The sequence below is a fragment of the uncultured Acetatifactor sp. genome (assembly GCF_948601915.1).
Lineage (GTDB): Bacteria > Bacillota > Clostridia > Lachnospirales > Lachnospiraceae > Acetatifactor.
In genome coordinates, this window is the sequence record NZ_CAPDXS010000001.1 from 52,128 (window position 1) to 68,782 (window position 16,655).

Genomic DNA, 16,655 nt, shown 5'->3' on the forward strand with positions numbered 1-16,655 from the left:
CTAATGATAAAAGGCCGCAATGAACACCATGATATGCAGATATCCCAAGCCCCTATATCATATGATGACTTGCAGTCTGCCTACATGAGACTGCTAGATGGTGCAAAAGGGGATGAGGTATTTGACTGGAAGGAAGGGGATAAGCGAGATCGCAGGTTCCTGTTTTACTGGTATTTAGACGAAGACCATATGACTGAGTATATCCAGACCGGAGAAGCCAGTGATTTGACGACAATGGTTCCGACAGGAGTGGAATTCAAGCGCTGAAAGATGAAGACTTACTAATATTAATTTGTAGAAACCTTTATTTCAGAAAATTAGAAATGAACGCATATTTAGCTAGAAAGGACCAAACCAAAATGAAAAAACAACTATTCAAACTAACATCAACCATAGCCTTGTCCCTCACCTGCATGCTTGTCTGGGGCCAAACAGCCGAGGCCTACATAGACCCCTCCGTTGCCACCTACGTCATCCAGGCGGTAGCTGGAATCATAATAGCGGCTGGTGCGATAGTGGGAATCTACTGGCGCAAAGCCAAAAAGAAAATCAACAAAACACTGGGCGTAGATGAAAACAAAAACAAGGAAATAGAATCCGACGACATTATTGTCAAAACAGAGAAGACAGAGGATTCCGGGAAGGCCTGAACCACAGAAAATCTCCGAAATCTTGAAGATTTCAGACCATCCGAAAGAGGATAGCTGTCTACCATGAGCTTCGCTGGGGGATGATTTCCCCCAGAATGTCCTGCGCAGAGATAATGCCGACTGACTCATTGCGGCTGTCAATGCTTTCGGAACAGTTGTCTCCCAGCACAAAGTATTCTCCTTCCTTTAGCGTAATTACATCAGCAGCGATTCCGGCATATTCATAATATGCAGCAGGAGAGACTGCCGGGCTTTTGGCTCCATTGACGTACAGGAAACCATTCCGGATGAAAAGTGTATCACCAGGAACGGCGACTACCCTTTTTACAATCGTTGCATTCAGCTCCTGGCATCGGACAGCAATCACTGTCCCTGGTTGAGGTATGGCTGAGCGCCTGTCTATGAGGGTCAATTGCCAGCTATGATAAGCCGGTTCCATGGAGCTTCCATGGATTAGACATACCTGATAATAATAGCGGGAAATATAAAAGGTAAGCAGAACAACAGCTATAATTGTGAATATACTTTTCCTTTTTATCATTTTTGCCTCTTATTGCCTTGATGCCTATATTATACTACATAATCCTGACATTATAAAGGAGAATATGCATGATATACCTGTCAAAATTTCTGGCAAAGCTTTTTTCTTTGAGCTTTTTGGCAAGCGGTTCAAACTACATTATTGCGATGATTTTATTTACTTTATTGACCAAGATTCTGTTATTGCCTATTGGCATATGGACACAGAAGAATGGCATTAAGATGGTGCAGATGAGGCCATATCTGAACCTGATAAAAGTAAAACATTTCGGAGATAAAGATACCATTGCAGATGAAACGGCAGCTTTATATAAAGCGAAAAAATACCATCCTTTGTTGGGGACATTGCCGTTGATTATTCAGATTATAATCTTACTGGGAATCATCGACGTAGTCAAAATACCTGAGTATGCAGGATTGACGGCGGCAGATATGCTGGTGGGAAAAATTGATTTTGCTCTTTACCCATACCAGGCAGGAGGGCTGTACTGGTGCATGCCGCTGCTTGCCGGATTGTCCTCTTTTATCCTCAGCATAGCCCAGAACAGGATGAATCCGCTTCAGGCGGAACAGGGGCGGTGGGGACAGCTTGGGACGATGGCGATGTCCGTGGGAATCTCTCTGGCTCTGGGGGCCTATGTTCTGGCAGGCGTGGGCGCTTATTGGATCAGCAGCAACCTGCTGGCGATTTTGCAACAGTCTGTCCTGAATCTGATTATAAATCCCAGAAAGCATATCGATCAAAAACTGCTGGAAGAGAGCCGTTTGAAACTGGAGGAACTGGAAAACGTAGGAGCAGACGGGAAAAAGGCGCGGCATGACCCCAATGCAGCCAGGGAAAAGGCAGACTATAAGAGATTCTTCTCCGTCGCCAACAAGCATCTGGTATTCTACTCAGAAAACAATGGTTTTTATAAATATTTTGAGAATATCATTGAATATCTGCTGGACCATTCCAATGTGACAATCCATTATATCACAAGCGACCCCAGAGATTCGATTTTTGAGAAAGCAGAAGGCAATTCCCGGATCAGAGGCTACTATATCGGTGAAAAAAAGCTGATAACGCTGATGATGAAGATGGATGCGGACATGGTGGTCATGACCATGTCGGATTTGGAGAATTACCATATAAAGCGAAGCTATGTGCGCAAGGATATTGAATATGTATACCTGTTCCATTATCCGTTGAGCACGCATATGGTTCTGCATACTGGAGCTTTGGACCATTATGACACGATTCTGTGCGTGGGAGAGTTTCAGATTCCGGAAATCAGGAAGCAGGAGGAACTGTACCATCTTCCGGAAAAGAAGCTGATTATGTGCGGCTACGGCCAGTTGGAGAAGCTACAGAAGCAGTATGATGCTATGGAGCCGCCGGTTCGGACATGTAGAAAGATACTGGTCGCGCCTTCCTGGCAGGAGGATAACATACTGGATTCCTGCATTGATGACCTGCTGCGGGAACTGATGGGAAAGGGGAACCATATCGTGGTCCGCCCTCATCCGGAGTATGTAAAGCGCTATGGAAAAAGGATGGAAAACGTAGTAAGCCGTTATGCTGATTATACGGGCGATGATTTGGAATTTGAACTGGACTTTACCTCAAATACATCTATTTTCGACTCGGATTTGGTAGTGACTGATTGGTCCGGCACTGCTTTTGAATTCTCTTTTGTGACAGGAAAGCCGGCCGTATTTATTAATACACCAATGAAGGTGAACAATCCTGATTATGAGAAGCTGGGCATTGAACCGCAGGAAATCCGCCTGAGGGATAAGGTGGGGATTTCACTGGATACTGAAGATATCATTGGCTGCAATGGGAGGATCCAACAGTTGATGGAGCACCAGGAAGAGTATATCAGGAAAAATCTTGCGCTGAGGGATACGCTGATTGCCAATTATGGGCACAGCGGTGAAATTGGAGGGAAATATATCATTGACAGCCTTCAAAGACGCATAGAAGCAAGAAAAGCCGCACAGGGAAAATGATTGACGGCTTGTAAGGAGATGACACATGAAAGCATTGATTTTAAATTCCGGGCTGGGCAGCCGTATGGGAGTCCTTACAGCGGAACAACCCAAATGCATGACGGAGATTTCCTATTGTGAAACGATTTTGAGCAGACAGCTAAAGATGCTCGCGGAGGCGGGAATCAGGGATGTCGTTATCACGACAGGAGCTTTTGCAGAAGTGTTGAAGGATTACTGCAGAGGTCTTGATCTGCCGCTTTCCATATCTTTTATACATAACCCTCGTTACAGGGAAACCAACTATATTTATTCCATATATTGTGCCAGAGAGCAACTGATGGACGATGATATATTGCTCATGCATGGCGATTTAGTTTTCGAGAACCGTGTGCTGGAGTTGGTCATGGACAGCGATGTCAGCTGCATGGCAGTCAGTTCGGAGATTCCGCTGCCGGAAAAGGATTTTAAGGCAGTGATTCTGGATGGGATTATCCGCAAGGTCGGCATTGACTTTTTTGATGAGGCCATGGCGGCCCAGCCATTTTACCTGCTGAAACGGAATGACTGGAAAGTATGGATGGACAGCATAGCCGGATTTTGCGAAAGGAATATCGTCACATGCTATGCGGAGGACGCTTTTAATGAGGTATCTGCGCAATGCGGTCTCCACCCTCTGGACATAGGGGACATGCTGTGCAGTGAGATTGACAATTCCGTTGACCTTGACAGGGTATCGGACAGGCTGAAGGAGATTTCCGCCCGTACAGTATATATGTGCTTTTCTACGGATATGGTGCACAGCGGCCACATTTCAATCATCAGGAAAGCGGCCCGGCTGGGGAAGCTGATTATCGGTGTTCTGTCCGATGAAGCAGTGGCAAGCTATAAGCGGTTTCCGTTACTGCCTTTTTCGGAGCGGAAAGTGATCTTCGAGAATATAACGGGGGTTTACCAGGTCACGGAACAGAAAACCTTAAGCTATAAGGGGAATCTGGAAAAGTTCCATCCTGATTTTGTGGTTCATGGCGATGACTGGGTGAAAGGCTTTCAGAAACCGGTGCGGGACGAGGTCATTTCCGTATTGGCTTCTTATGGGGGCAGACTGGTCGAATTTCCTTATTCCGATGATGAGAAATATCTGTCGCTGGAATCCCGGGCCAGGGCGGATTTGGCACTGCCAGATGTAAGGCGCGCACGCCTTAAAAAGATGATTGCCATGAAAGGGACTGTCAACGCCATTGAGGCACACAGTGGGATTACCGGCCTGATTGCGGAAAAGACCGTGGTCTATCAAAATGGGCAGGCCCACCAATTTGACGCTATGTGGATCAGTTCTCTGTGCGATTCCACATCCAAGGGAAAGCCGGATATAGAGCTGGTGGACATGACCTCACGGTTCAGAACCATTGATGACATCATGGAAGTCACTACCAAACCGATTATATTTGACGGCGATACGGGGGGGCTGACAGAACATTTCGTCTACACCGTGCGCACCTTGGAACGTATGGGCGTCTCTATGGTAATCATTGAGGATAAGACAGGTCTGAAGAAAAACTCCCTGTTCGGGACGGAAGTAGTCCAGACGCAGGACAGCATTGAGAATTTCAGCGCCAAGATTCAGGCCGGGAAAATGGCCCAGAAGACCAGGGATTTTATGATTTGCGCCAGGATTGAGAGCCTGATTCTGGAGCAGGGGATGGAGGATGCCCTGAGGAGGGCATTCGCATATACTGGGGCAGGTGCGGATGCAATCATGATACACAGCCGCAGGAAGGAGCCTGGTGAAGTGTTTGAATTCGTGGAAAAGTTCAGAGCACAGGATACCGTGACGCCAATCGTGGTCGTCCCGACTTCCTTTAATGCAGTCACAGAGGAGGAATTCAAGGCAAAAGGAATCAATGTGGTCATTTATGCGAACCAATTGACACGGACAGGCTTCCCGGCCATGCAGAATGCGGCCAGGACTATACTGGAACATCATCGGGCAAAGGAATGTGACGATATCTGCATGCCGATTCAGGAAATCATCACGTTGATTCCAGAGGAATGAGGGAGGAAAGCATGCCGGGACAGATCTTATGGAAAACGGGTGAAGGCTACGGAGGGATAGACAGCTTTCTTGCGGATAATCATATCAAAAGCATTTTTCTTGTATGTGATGGGGCGATTGGCTTCCTGGAAATCGACCATTATTTCCGGGAGCTGCCAGACAGGCTCGGCATAGCTGTAGAAAGATTTATGGAGTTCCAGCCGAATCCCCAGTACGAGTCTGTGGTGGAGGGAGTCCGCAGGTTCCGGGAGCGGAGAAGGGATGCGGTTTTTGCCGTTGGCGGCGGTAGCGCCATGGATGTGGCAAAATGCATCAAGCTATATGCGGATATGGATTCGGCAGGGAATTACCTGGAACAGCCTATCATCCCCAATGACATCCCGCTGTTCGCCGTTCCCACCACGGCGGGTACGGGGAGCGAAGCCACAAAATATGCCGTAATCTATTATAATGATAAAAAACAGTCGATTGCGGATGACAACTGCATTCCGGCAGCGGTATTTCTGGATGCGGACGTATTGCGGACTTTGCCATCGTACCAGAAGAAGTCCACTATGCTGGATGCCTTTTGCCATGCGATAGAATCGTTCTGGTCCATCCATTCCACAGAGGAGAGCAGGGCTTATGCGGCAGAGGCTTTGCGGTTGATTCTGGCTGACCTGGATTCCTATCTGGCGAATGAAGGCGTGGGCAACGCCAACATGCTTTATGCGGCACATCTGGCAGGAAAGGCGATCAATATCACACAGACTACGGCTGGACATGCAATGTGCTATAAGCTCACCAGTCTGTATGGCATTGCCCACGGACATGCAGCGGCATTATGTGTCGACGCGCTGTGGCCGTATATGCTGGAGCATACAGGGGACAGTGTCGATTCAAGGGGGGAGCATTTTCTGAAAAAAGCGTTTTCCGATTTGGGGCACGCGATGGGGTGTTCTGATGCAACGGAGGCAGCTCGGATGTTCCACTTGCTCCTGCAGAGGATGGAAATATATGCGCCTGCAATGAAGGACAGGGAGGATATGGAAATTTTGGTGCATTCGGTCAATCCGGTCCGGTTAAAAAATAATCCGGTCCGGTTAAGTGGTGATAGCATACGGCATTTATACCAGAAGATATTACATTTGGAGGAGACGGGGCTGGACGGGGAGGAGTCGAAGTATGATTGATGCGGAGAAGCTGCATGAAATAATCGGGGCAGACTTTTATACGGGTGTCCCGGATTCACAATTGAAGCCTTTGTGCGATTACCTTATGGATATATACGGAATCGACCCATTGCACCATGTCATTGCCGCTAATGAGGGCAATAGCGCAGCCATTGCTGCCGGCTACCATCTGGCCACAGGTAGGACGCCGGTGGTATACATGCAGAATAGCGGCGAAGGAAATATCGTCAATCCGGTGGCATCCCTGTTGAATGAAAAGGTCTATGGCATCCCCATGCTGTTCATCATTGGCTGGAGGGGCGAACCAGGTGTTCATGATGAGCCGCAGCATATTTTTCAGGGGCAGGTGACATTAAGGCTTCTGGAGGATATGGAAATCGCATACCATGTGATTGGCACAGATACGACAGAGGAAGAAATCTCCCTGGCGATGGAGCATTTCCGGACAGTGTTGGCGGAAGGAAAGGAAGCTGCTTTTGTAATCCGCAAAGGGGCTGTCGTTTATGGCGGAAAGGTCAGATACCATAACCCGTATGAGATGCAGAGGGAAGAGGTTATCAGGTGTATCACAAAGGAAGCCGATGAAGACCTTGTTGTCGCCACTACGGGAAAGGCCAGCCGGGAGCTGTTCGAGATAAGGCAAGGAGATGGACAGCCACATAAATATGATTTCCTTACAGTGGGATCCATGGGACACAGCTCTTCCATTGCCCTGGGAGTGGCGCTGCAGAGGTCCGACAGAAGGATATGGTGCATTGACGGCGATGGGGCCGCGCTGATGCATATGGGGGCGATGGCTGTAATAGGCTCTCTGCGGCCACATAATCTTGTGCATATTGTAATCAATAATGGCGCTCACGAAACCGTAGGCGGAATGCCGACGGTGGCAGCCGGGATAAGCCTTGCGGCCGTCGCGGAGGCATGCGGCTATCCACATGCCGTTAGCGTAGAGCGCTATGATGAATTAAAGGAGGCGCTGCGGGAGGCCAAAGCGCGCAGAGAACTGAGCTTGATTGAGGCAAAGTGCGCCATTGGCTCAAGGAAAAACCTGGGACGGCCCACGGCTACGGCAGCGGAGAATAAAAGGGGTTTTATGGAATATTTGGGCGTGCCGCAGACAAAATCATATTGAACTTCCGCACTATAAAGTGTATAATACTTTTATCGGATGGCATACTTATAGTTTATAAGGAAGGAGGAATTCGTTATGAACACTTATGGAGAAAACGAAAGAATGTCAGATTTCAACTTTTTTGTTGAACATTACGATGAATTATTTGAAAAATATGGACACAAATTTATTGTAATAAGATACCACGAAATCTTAGGTGCATATGATACTCTGGAAAGCGCGATTAATGTAACCTCTCAAAGCCATCAGCTTGGCACGTTTATTGTACAGGAGTGCAATGGGGATGAGTCAGGATATACGAATTATGTATCATCATGGCAGTTGATGGGCGTTTAAAGGGGTAAACTATGTTATTGTCTGTCTTTACAGAAAAATATACAGAAATACAGCGCAAGATTATTACAAATGCCGTCATTGATAAAAATGGCATAAGTATGCCAGCCAGTATCCAGTGGGATACAGGTGCAACTGGTACCTGTATATCAAAAGAGGTTGTATCGAAGTTAGGGCTTATCCCGATAGGAAAAGTCCAGGTACATACCCCTTCTGGGATAGGGACAATGAGCCAGTACATCATAGATTTGATTATGAACAATGAGGTGATATTCCACAATTGGGTAGTAATGGACTCTGAAATCGGAAAGCAAGGGATAGACGTACTGATTGGTATGGATATCATCTCCAAAGGCGATTTCGCCATATCCAATTACGAGGGCAGGACCCAGTTCTCTTTTCGGATTCCATCACAGGAACATATAGAATATAAAAGGAATCCATGACGCTAAAAAGCGGCTATCTATGAGATGGCCGCTTTTATGCACAGATAAATGATTTTAAAGATCAAAAACCTCTTGAAATTTCCCCCAACAAAGGTTATAATACCAATATTAGATGACAGACCTACAGTCTATCGGGAAGGAGGAATGAAGCACATATCCAAATCCTGTAAAAAAAGTGATATTGTAGCCACCGTCAGTATTATATAATATTTATCTGACCCACAATATCATCACATACACAGGAGGAAAAAGGAATGACTGCTTTAGCGGAACTGATTGAGGAATATCTGCAGCACTGCCAGGTGCGCAAGGAGCTGGATCCGAAGACGATTCGGGCATACCGGGCGGATTTGCGGGATTTCAGGCTGTACACAGAGAGCCGGAACGGGGACTTCCAGAGCAAGGAGGCCGTGGGGAGCTATGTGGACTCCCTGCATTATGAAAAGGCGCCGCGTACCATAAAAAGGAAGATTGCCAGCATACGCGCTTTTTACCACTATCTGATCTACGCGGAGGAGATAGCGGAGAACCCCCTGTACCGCCTCGACCTGAGCTTCAAGCTGCCCCGGAGGCTGCCCCGCTATATACCGAACCATGTCATGAACACCTTCTACCAGGAGCTGTACTCACAGAAAAAAAGGGCGGACACGCCGTACCAGATGAAGTGCGCCGTCCGCGACATCGCCGTGATAGAGCTTCTCTTCGCGACGGGGCTGCGGATATCGGAATTGTGCGGCCTGAAGCGGGAGGCTGTGAACCTCTGTGAAGGGGAGGTCCGCATCCACGGAAAAGGGGACAAAGAGCGTATCCTGCAGCTCACGGAGAAGATTACCATCGATTCGCTGAGGGAGTATGAGACCCTTTTCAAAGCACAGATCAGGGAAAGCGAGCATTTCTTTCTGAACAAATACGGACATCCGCTGTCCGACCAGTCGGTTCGGGACATGATCAAACGTCTGACCTGCGCCGCCTCTATTTCCATGCATATCACGCCTCACATGTTCCGCCACTCCTTCGCCACCTACCTGGTGAATCAGGACGTGGACATCCGCTGTATCCAGGAAATGCTGGGCCACAGTTCCATCCGTACCACGGAGATCTACACCCACGTGGATATGGCCAAGCAGAGGAACGTGCTTCAGACGAAAAATCCCAGAAAACTTTTAGATATGGAAAATTCATTGCCTTTTGGGGAATGATATGTTATGATATGGCAGTATACACAAATCAGTTCAGCCATACGGAAAGAGGACAGACAGTATGTTAAATGATAAATCAATTCTGATTACGGGCGGAACGGGAAGCTTCGGCAAGGCGTTTACGAAATATGTCCTGGAGCACTACAGCCCGAAGAGGATCGTCATCTATTCCCGGGATGAATTCAAACAGTATATCATGCAGAACGAGTTCAAGGAGCATGCCTCGAAGCTGCGGTTCTTTATCGGCGACGTGCGGGACAGGGAGAGGCTCCTGCGGGCTTTCAAAGGGGTGGATTATGTGGTGCACGCGGCAGCCCTCAAGCAGGTGCCCGCCTGTGAGTACAACCCCGCGGAGGCCATCAAGACCAACGTGGGCGGCGCCCAGAACGTCATCGACGCGGCGCTGGACAGCGGCGTGAAGAAGGTGGTGGCCCTGTCCACGGACAAGGCGGTGAACCCTGTCAATCTCTACGGGGGGACCAAGCTGGTGTCGGACAAGCTGTTCATAGCGGCCAACGCCTATGCCGGGAGCCAGGACATCTGCTTTTCCGTGGTGCGCTACGGCAATGTGGCGGGGAGCAGGGGATCCGTCATCCCGCTCTTCCATGACATCATCCAGAACGGCGGGACGCGTCTGCCCATCACGGATTACCGCATGACCCGTTTCTGGATCAGCCTCCGTCAGGGCGTGGAGCTGGTCATAAAGGCCTTTGAGGAGGCCAAAGGGGGGGAGACCTTCATTTCGAAGATTCCTTCCTTCAAAGTGACGGATCTGGCGCAGGCCATGCTGCCCGGATGCGAGATGCCTGAGGTGGGCATCCGCGAAGGGGAGAAGCTGCATGAGGTCATGGTGGCTGCGGAAGATTCCATGCATACCTATGAGTATGACAGACATTTCATCGTATACCCTCAGATAGTCTGGGATGAGAGGCGCCGGGTAGTTCCTACGGGCAGAAAGGTGCCGGAAGGTTTTTCCTATAGCTCAGGTAAAAATACAGAGTGGCTTAGCGTAGAGGACATCCGAAAGCTTTTGGAAACAGTACGATTTGAGTGACAGGTTGTGATTCAAAGGCGGCAGATGACCGCCTTTTTCTTATTCTGTGCTTTTTCAGGACGAGAATCGATAAAAGATTATGTTTCCTGGCAAACTTTTGCGTAAATAGGACCCATATGAGTCCCATTGCTTCCCGGTTAAGGGGTAAAATAAAAGAAAAAATGGACCAGAAATGGTGCAGAGCAGAGCAGAGGTGCGGTTTTGATACAGAAGATAAAACAGGACAAAAACGGAAACATAGGGAAGAATATCAGAGAAATCAGGCTTGCAAGGGGGATAGGGCAGACGGAGCTGGTCCGTATGCTGGATCTGCAGGGAATTGCCATTACGAGGGAGTGCCTCGTGAAAATCGAACGCGGCTTGCAGCACGTACATGTGCAGCAGCTGAAAGGGATAAAGAACGAGCTGGGGACAAGCTATGAGGAATTGCTCAAATAGGCCGTATATGGACGCAAATCGTGACCGCGGGCGGTAGGGGCAGGCCCGGACTCCGCCCCGGCAAGGGGACGATTGCGCGTTTATGGCAGATGGAGTATGCTCAGGCTTGGGAGAAAATGTTGACGGCTTTGTCTTTATGCAGGGCCGTCAATTTTGTTTTCCTGAAATTTCCAATTAAAATTCGACATTTATTGACTTTTTTTATATTTGGGATTGACAAAAGGGGGATAGTGATGCACAATGATTACGTAAGTGTAATAAAATATACTAAGGAGGTAGAGATTTGGCTAGATTACTGAAGAGGCTGTCCGACAACAGAAAAAGGAGCGTGCGCGTGATGATGGCGCAAAAGGACGCAGAGATCTCAAAGCTGAAGGAGAGGCTGAGCGAGCTGTACATCGAGAACGATGAGCTGGGCCGGGAGAACCGGAAGCTGAGCATCCGGAATTCGGAGCTGGATGTTGCTTACAACAGCCTGAAGCAGATCCTCCGCAACCGCGGCGTCTGCACGCCCTGATGTTCGCCCGGCTGCGGGGGTGGCAGCCGGAGGAGGCGCTTGCGTGTCCCGGGATGCGCAGGCGCCAAAAAATGTGCAAAACTTCGAAAGAATGTTTTGACAAGACTATTCGAATGTAGTAACATGGAAGTGTACAGGAAAAGGAGGTGAATCAATCTTGAAGGTCAATCACAAAATAACTGGAGCAGAGCGCGAGGTCATGGAAGTGCTATGGCAGCGCACCGAGCCGATGCAGACCAGGGAGCTCCTGGAGGAGATGAAGGAGAGAGGGAAGAAGTGGAAGAGGCAGACTCTGAACACGCTCCTGTTCCGCCTGGAGGAGAAGGGCATCGTGAGCCGCAAGCGCGCCTATGTGGAGGCGGCGCTGTCCCAGGAAGAGCTGCTGCAGGTACAGACGCAGGAGCTGCTGGACGATTTCTATGGCGGAGAGTACGGGAACTTCTTTGCCGCCCTTACGGGGAATAAGGAGATCGACAGCGAGAGCAAGCGTCTGCTGGACGGCTTGATGAAGAAGCTGAAGAAGTAGCATGGGCGGACGGCAGGACGCTGTGCCGCCGGCCGACATGCATGCCTGCGATAGCCGGATGGCCATGCCCCGTTCCGGGCATTCGGCAAGTATCGCGGCAGGACGGCGCGACCTGATCTTGCGGTGGCGCTGTCGTAACTTATAGGATGCCATCGCCTGCTGGCCTCATAGCGGAAGAGGGTGGAAACGCCGGTGCGGCATATGCCGGGCATCGGCAGCCCCCGGGGCGATGGACGACAGGGGGTGTAACTTGGAAACGGCTGTCTGACAGGCCGAAAGTGCGGTCGGGCAGCGGGCAGGAACACGTAGGATTGTGAGCGGATAGCAGAAAGGGTAAAATGCTATGAAGGTACAGAAGATGAAAAAGATGAAGAGAACGATGGTGGCAGGTCTGGTTGCGTTTATGATGCTGGCGGAGTCCGTGACGGCATTCGCCGCGGAGCCCCATGATGCGGGCTGCGGGTGCGGAGAGGAGCATGGCGCGGTTATTTTGTATGATGAGCAGTTTGTGGATGAGGACGGGAATATTACGCCGGTGAGTGGGATTAGTGAACATATACTTTGTATTAAACATAAGATAGTGGAGGGGTACTTTCAGACGCATGTAGCGGATGGCAAAGGTGGATGTGTTGTTAAAACATATTATAGTACGCAGTGTATTTATTGCAATACAATCTGGCTAGGTGATTTGTATTCAAAAGATACATATGCAAAATGTCCGCATGATAATGTAAAATAAATACTATAATTTGAAAATGGTTGAGGAAACAGTAACTATTAAGAGATTATATGAATTTAAGTAATTCTTAATACGGAAATATGATGTATAAAGCAAACTGGAGATTGGCGGCTTCTGCATTAGCGGGCCGCTAATTCTGTTAGAGTATATATGGGGGACAAAAGAGCAGGTATGGGATACTTATTTTTGATGACGTTTGCTGGAAGTGCTTTGTTTATAGGATATCTATGTTGGGAGAAAATGCTAAAGAAATCCATGACACAGTGTATGAAGTATAAGGCTTTATTGGTAGTAATGCTGGCTTATGCGGTGCCTTGGATTTGGGTAAAGGGGATATATAGATATTTGCTTGAGGCAATTTGGCCTGGAGAAGTAGCGGTTGGTGCAAAAGGTTTAGTTGATATTGCGAATATAGAAACGACAGAACTTGCTTATCAGACAAAAGAGTATCAACTATCAATGTTGGTGGTGGTAATTTGGTTTACAATTGGATTAGCACTTTTGCTTGTTCGGATAGTAAGATATCTGATGAAAAGGCATGCACTTCGTGTTTTGACCATAAAGTGCGGAGATGAAAATCTGGAATTAACATTAAAGTGTTTGAGCAAAGTGCTTCAATGCAAACGTGCCCCAGAGGTGGTCTGGACGCGAGTGGATAATGAAACCTTTACAATTGGCGCTATAAAACCAATGATTTTGCTGCAAAAGAAATATGCAGATGGAGAACTTTACTGGATTCTGAAACATGAGATGATGCACATAGTTAGCTTGGATTTATGGATGAAGCTGTTAGCAGAATTTATTTGCTGTCTCCACTGGTTCAACCCGCTTGTTTATTTCTTGGAGCACAAAGTAAATTATTTATCTGAGACATCTTGTGATGAAAAGGTGATTAGAGGATGCACAGATGAGGAATGTGAAAGGTATATAAATCTGCTCGATAAGAATAAAGGTGATAACAAATTGAAATTTCCTTTTGGTAACACTTTTAGGGGGAGTGGCGTAGAGGTTGAAAAACGGATAGCTTTAATGAAATGTAGAAGAAGTATAAAGAATAGTGAAAAAGCAGTTGCGATGTGTACTTTTGGACTTTTGATATTTTTAGATTCTTTGACTGCATTGGCATATCCAGATGTGCATCTTGTTAAAAATGCAGTTATAGAAGCGGCGGAAGACGCTATAGGTGGTAATAACTTTTGGACATATGACTGTGCAGAGGATGGCTATGGCTTACTAACGGAGGTTGTTCTATATGATGTACAATTTGTAGACGAAGATGGACAAATTCATCCAGCAACATATACGGAAGAAATAGTCTGCGATAAACATAATAGTGTCTCAGGTATTGTGCAGATACATGTGAAAGAAGAGGACGGAAGCTGTATAATTGAGACTTATGAAGGTAGCAGATGTACGAAATGCGGCGACGTCTGGAGAGGAGAATTTCTTCACGAAACGGAAAAGTCGTTTTGTGCCCATTGAGTAGGGCAGTAAAATGAGGATTTGCTCTTTTGATTTTATACGAATAACTTACGCAAACCCCACCAATCATCCTTCCCGACATCTCCCCACCCATAAAAATATTTGCCCATCGACAAATATTTTTACACGTATCATAATATTACTGTCAGGAGGAAATAATGCATGAAAAGTTATTCATCTCGAGAAGTCATCAAAATGCTTAAAGCAGACGGATGGTATGAGGTAAGCGTGGTTGGAAGCCATCATCAATACAAACACCCCACCAAAAAGGGACGCACAACGATAAAGCATCCCGATAAAGACATCCCGCTGCCGACGCTGAAGCGCATCGAGGAACAGTCGGGGCTGACATTCGATTAGCCCTGTCTGCCTGACACACTCTTCATATAGGAGGTTGTTTTTATGAAAAAGACCGACCGTTATATATATCCCGCTATCTTCACCTATGAACCCGGAAAAGAGATTGCCATTGATTTCCCCGACTTAAAATGTGCCACCAGCGGAACCAGCGATGAGGACGCATTCCTGTCGGCACGGGAGCTCCTGGGCTGCGTCCTGAACGGACTGGAAGAAGACGGAGAGGAAATCCCCGCCCCTACCCCCCTGCCCGAAATCAGGGCCAAGGAAAACGAGCGTGTAGTTCTGGTCGATGTTTATATGCCATCGGTCCGCCTGGCAAACGTGAACCGCGCGGTCAATAGGACCGTCACCTTGCCCGCATGGCTAAATGCCGCTGCGATGGAACGGAACATCAATTTTTCGCAAGTGCTGCAGGAGGCTTTAAAGTCCCGGCTCAATCTTGGATAGCGGGGGCAAGGGTCCGCTCCGCTGGATTGGAATCATCGGCGACAAGATTGTCGAGATTTGTCGATGGCTTTTTCTTTACAGGAAGCCGATTCTGTCTTACAATAGGGCACATGAAAAGGGAATTCAAAGCAGCGGCATTGGCATAGACTAATCCGCTGCTTTGATATTCGGGCAGATTTATATGCCCCCAACTTTCCGCAAGTGCGGCGAAGTAATTGCAATAAGGAAGAAGATATGTTATGATTTGGGAAGACGAAAGGGGGCGATTCCATGAGTGGTACATATGCTGAGATTTTCCTGAACGCTTACAAGCGTGGTCTGCTTAGAATAATTTGGAGCACATCCGGTTTTTCTCTGGGGATTGATTCGAATAGAAAGGAGTCCATTCCCGAATTAAGAGATAAAGAGTTTGTAGAATATGTCTTTTCCATTATCAAGATTGTAATCGAATTGGCAGATGGCAGGGAAGGGCAGAACATTCCGGAAGAGGATTTAGAAGTCGCCAAAGTGGTTTATGAGTGTGAACATGATTTGAAGAACCACCTTTACATAAAGAAGCATAGTAAGATTTCCTGTTTTAAATTACTGGAGAGCCAGATTATCGGCTACAGGGACGATGAAAATCCCAAAGTGACGACGGCGGTGTCGGCGATATTGAAGCTGATGACGGAAAATGGGGATGATGAAGAATCAAGGTCTTTTGAAGTTTCAAGTAGGGATATAGACGATATTATCAAAACCTTGACGGCGCTCAAAGAAAAAATGGACTCGCTCTAAGCTTGGAGGGGAAAATGACAGAACTTTTAGGGAAAAATTTCGATATTGTTTTTCCGGAGCTACATCAATATACATACAATGGAAAAAATGAATATGCATCTGGTTTAAGAGGGAAGTATCCGACGTATAATGGTGGTATGAAAGCTGACATTATATATTTGAAAAAAGAATCTGGAAATTATAAGGAAGTCAATCAATATTTTAAGGCAATAGCCGAAAAATGCGATAATATCCAAGTCAACAGGAAAGTCCTGGGAGGCATGCCGACCATAGTGGGAAGTAGGATACCTGTAAGCCTGCTGATTGCCTGTGTGAAAGATGAAATGACAATAGAGGAGATTTGCGCAGAATATGGCCTGACAAAGGATGAAGTCGAAAAGGCCATGGAGTACGTAGTGGAGATTTTGGACACGCCATATCAGGAAGGCTTGGAATGAAGATACGGGTTTGATGCTACATTATGGTTTGATATGGCTGCGAGGATTTCAGGTGACAAAAAAGACTTATGAAACGGTCATGGATATCATAGGCAGCTTTTTGGAGGAACAAGGGGACTCCATAAAAAACACATACTATGCCATGAAGAAGGTGAATGATTCTTACGAGATAGTCCAACGCTTCCCTGTAACGAAAAGCCGTGTTGTGTTGAGGTAAGAGCGGTACGGCCGATGCGCTTCCTGCCTGACTGAGGAAAAAGTGTGCAGTTTACCAGACCTTGCGCTGGATTTGTCAACATTTGTCGATGACTTCCCCTTTACAAGAAGCCGCTTTTGTCTTATAATAGACTACGTAAAAGGGGAATTCAAAACAGCG

The 16,655-nt window shown here is 47.4% G+C and carries 19 protein-coding genes; 18 read left to right on the forward strand and 1 reads right to left on the reverse strand.

Features of this window, described 5'->3' with window-relative positions:
* Positions 1-359 precede the first annotated feature (359 nt).
* Positions 360-650 carry a hypothetical protein gene (locus Q2B33_RS00185; protein ID WP_300568540.1) on the forward strand — a complete coding sequence of 97 codons (291 nt, stop codon included), beginning with the start codon at positions 360-362 and terminating at the stop codon, positions 648-650.
* Positions 651-708: 58 nt separating this feature from the next.
* Here the strand turns inward: Q2B33_RS00185 and lepB are convergent, their stop codons facing one another.
* On the reverse strand, positions 709-1,191 hold the full coding sequence (lepB, locus tag Q2B33_RS00190; RefSeq protein ID WP_300568541.1) for a signal peptidase I: 483 nt from the start codon (positions 1,189-1,191) through the stop codon (positions 709-711).
* A 116-nt stretch (positions 1,192-1,307) separates the two neighbouring features.
* On the opposite strand from lepB, the gene yidC reads away from it, so the two are divergent.
* The 17 genes from yidC (at position 1,308) to Q2B33_RS00275 (ending at position 16,279) form a co-directional block, all read left to right on the forward strand.
* Positions 1,308-3,185, forward strand: coding sequence for a membrane protein insertase YidC (gene yidC / locus Q2B33_RS00195; protein ID WP_300568687.1), 1,878 nt, complete (start codon positions 1,308-1,310; stop codon positions 3,183-3,185).
* A gap of 25 nt (positions 3,186-3,210) precedes the next feature.
* Entirely contained in the window at positions 3,211-5,220 is a 2,010-nt protein-coding gene (gene aepX, locus Q2B33_RS00200; RefSeq protein ID WP_300568542.1) for a phosphoenolpyruvate mutase, read from the forward strand.
* Positions 5,221-5,231: 11 nt separating this feature from the next.
* Positions 5,232-6,392: a phosphonoacetaldehyde reductase gene (locus Q2B33_RS00205; RefSeq protein WP_300568543.1), complete on the forward strand. Its 1,161-nt coding sequence runs from the start codon at positions 5,232-5,234 to the stop codon at positions 6,390-6,392.
* Positions 6,385-7,524: a phosphonopyruvate decarboxylase gene (gene aepY / locus Q2B33_RS00210; RefSeq protein WP_300568545.1), complete on the forward strand. Its 1,140-nt coding sequence runs from the start codon at positions 6,385-6,387 to the stop codon at positions 7,522-7,524. Before Q2B33_RS00205 ends, aepY begins: the two co-directional genes overlap by 8 nt.
* A gap of 75 nt (positions 7,525-7,599) precedes the next feature.
* Positions 7,600-7,860, forward strand: a complete 261-nt coding sequence (locus Q2B33_RS00215; protein ID WP_300568550.1) for a hypothetical protein — start codon at positions 7,600-7,602, stop codon at positions 7,858-7,860.
* Between the two features lie 11 nt (positions 7,861-7,871).
* Positions 7,872-8,303, forward strand: a complete 432-nt coding sequence (locus Q2B33_RS00220; RefSeq protein ID WP_300568552.1) for a retroviral-like aspartic protease family protein — start codon at positions 7,872-7,874, stop codon at positions 8,301-8,303.
* 254 nt (positions 8,304-8,557) lie between these two features.
* Positions 8,558-9,502, forward strand: coding sequence for a tyrosine-type recombinase/integrase (locus tag Q2B33_RS00225; protein WP_300568555.1), 945 nt, complete (start codon positions 8,558-8,560; stop codon positions 9,500-9,502).
* Between the two features lie 61 nt (positions 9,503-9,563).
* Complete coding sequence (pseB, locus tag Q2B33_RS00230; protein ID WP_296455290.1) at positions 9,564-10,556, forward strand: UDP-N-acetylglucosamine 4,6-dehydratase (inverting); 993 nt, start codon at positions 9,564-9,566, stop codon at positions 10,554-10,556.
* 204 nt (positions 10,557-10,760) lie between these two features.
* The gene (locus Q2B33_RS00235) at positions 10,761-10,994 is read left to right on the forward strand and encodes a helix-turn-helix transcriptional regulator (protein WP_296455340.1); all 234 of its coding nucleotides are present in this window, start codon (positions 10,761-10,763) and stop codon (positions 10,992-10,994) included.
* 283 nt (positions 10,995-11,277) lie between these two features.
* Positions 11,278-11,511 carry a hypothetical protein gene (locus Q2B33_RS00240; protein ID WP_296455286.1) on the forward strand — a complete coding sequence of 78 codons (234 nt, stop codon included), beginning with the start codon at positions 11,278-11,280 and terminating at the stop codon, positions 11,509-11,511.
* 157 nt (positions 11,512-11,668) lie between these two features.
* A complete protein-coding gene (locus Q2B33_RS00245) occupies positions 11,669-12,037 on the forward strand; it encodes a BlaI/MecI/CopY family transcriptional regulator (RefSeq protein ID WP_296455283.1) in 369 nt (122 codons plus the stop codon).
* Between the two features lie 358 nt (positions 12,038-12,395).
* Complete coding sequence (locus tag Q2B33_RS00250; protein ID WP_300797693.1) at positions 12,396-12,776, forward strand: hypothetical protein; 381 nt, start codon at positions 12,396-12,398, stop codon at positions 12,774-12,776.
* Positions 12,777-12,926: 150 nt separating this feature from the next.
* On the forward strand, positions 12,927-14,258 hold the full coding sequence (locus Q2B33_RS00255) for a M56 family metallopeptidase (RefSeq protein ID WP_300568615.1): 1,332 nt from the start codon (positions 12,927-12,929) through the stop codon (positions 14,256-14,258).
* A gap of 162 nt (positions 14,259-14,420) precedes the next feature.
* A complete protein-coding gene (locus Q2B33_RS00260; RefSeq protein ID WP_300568618.1) occupies positions 14,421-14,618 on the forward strand; it encodes a type II toxin-antitoxin system HicA family toxin in 198 nt (65 codons plus the stop codon).
* A gap of 42 nt (positions 14,619-14,660) precedes the next feature.
* Positions 14,661-15,065: a type II toxin-antitoxin system HicB family antitoxin gene (locus Q2B33_RS00265; RefSeq protein ID WP_296455268.1), complete on the forward strand. Its 405-nt coding sequence runs from the start codon at positions 14,661-14,663 to the stop codon at positions 15,063-15,065.
* Between the two features lie 270 nt (positions 15,066-15,335).
* Positions 15,336-15,842 carry a hypothetical protein gene (locus tag Q2B33_RS00270; protein ID WP_300568623.1) on the forward strand — a complete coding sequence of 169 codons (507 nt, stop codon included), beginning with the start codon at positions 15,336-15,338 and terminating at the stop codon, positions 15,840-15,842.
* Positions 15,843-15,856: 14 nt separating this feature from the next.
* Positions 15,857-16,279, forward strand: coding sequence for a DUF433 domain-containing protein (locus Q2B33_RS00275; protein WP_300568626.1), 423 nt, complete (start codon positions 15,857-15,859; stop codon positions 16,277-16,279).
* The last annotated feature ends 376 nt before the right edge of the window (positions 16,280-16,655 follow it).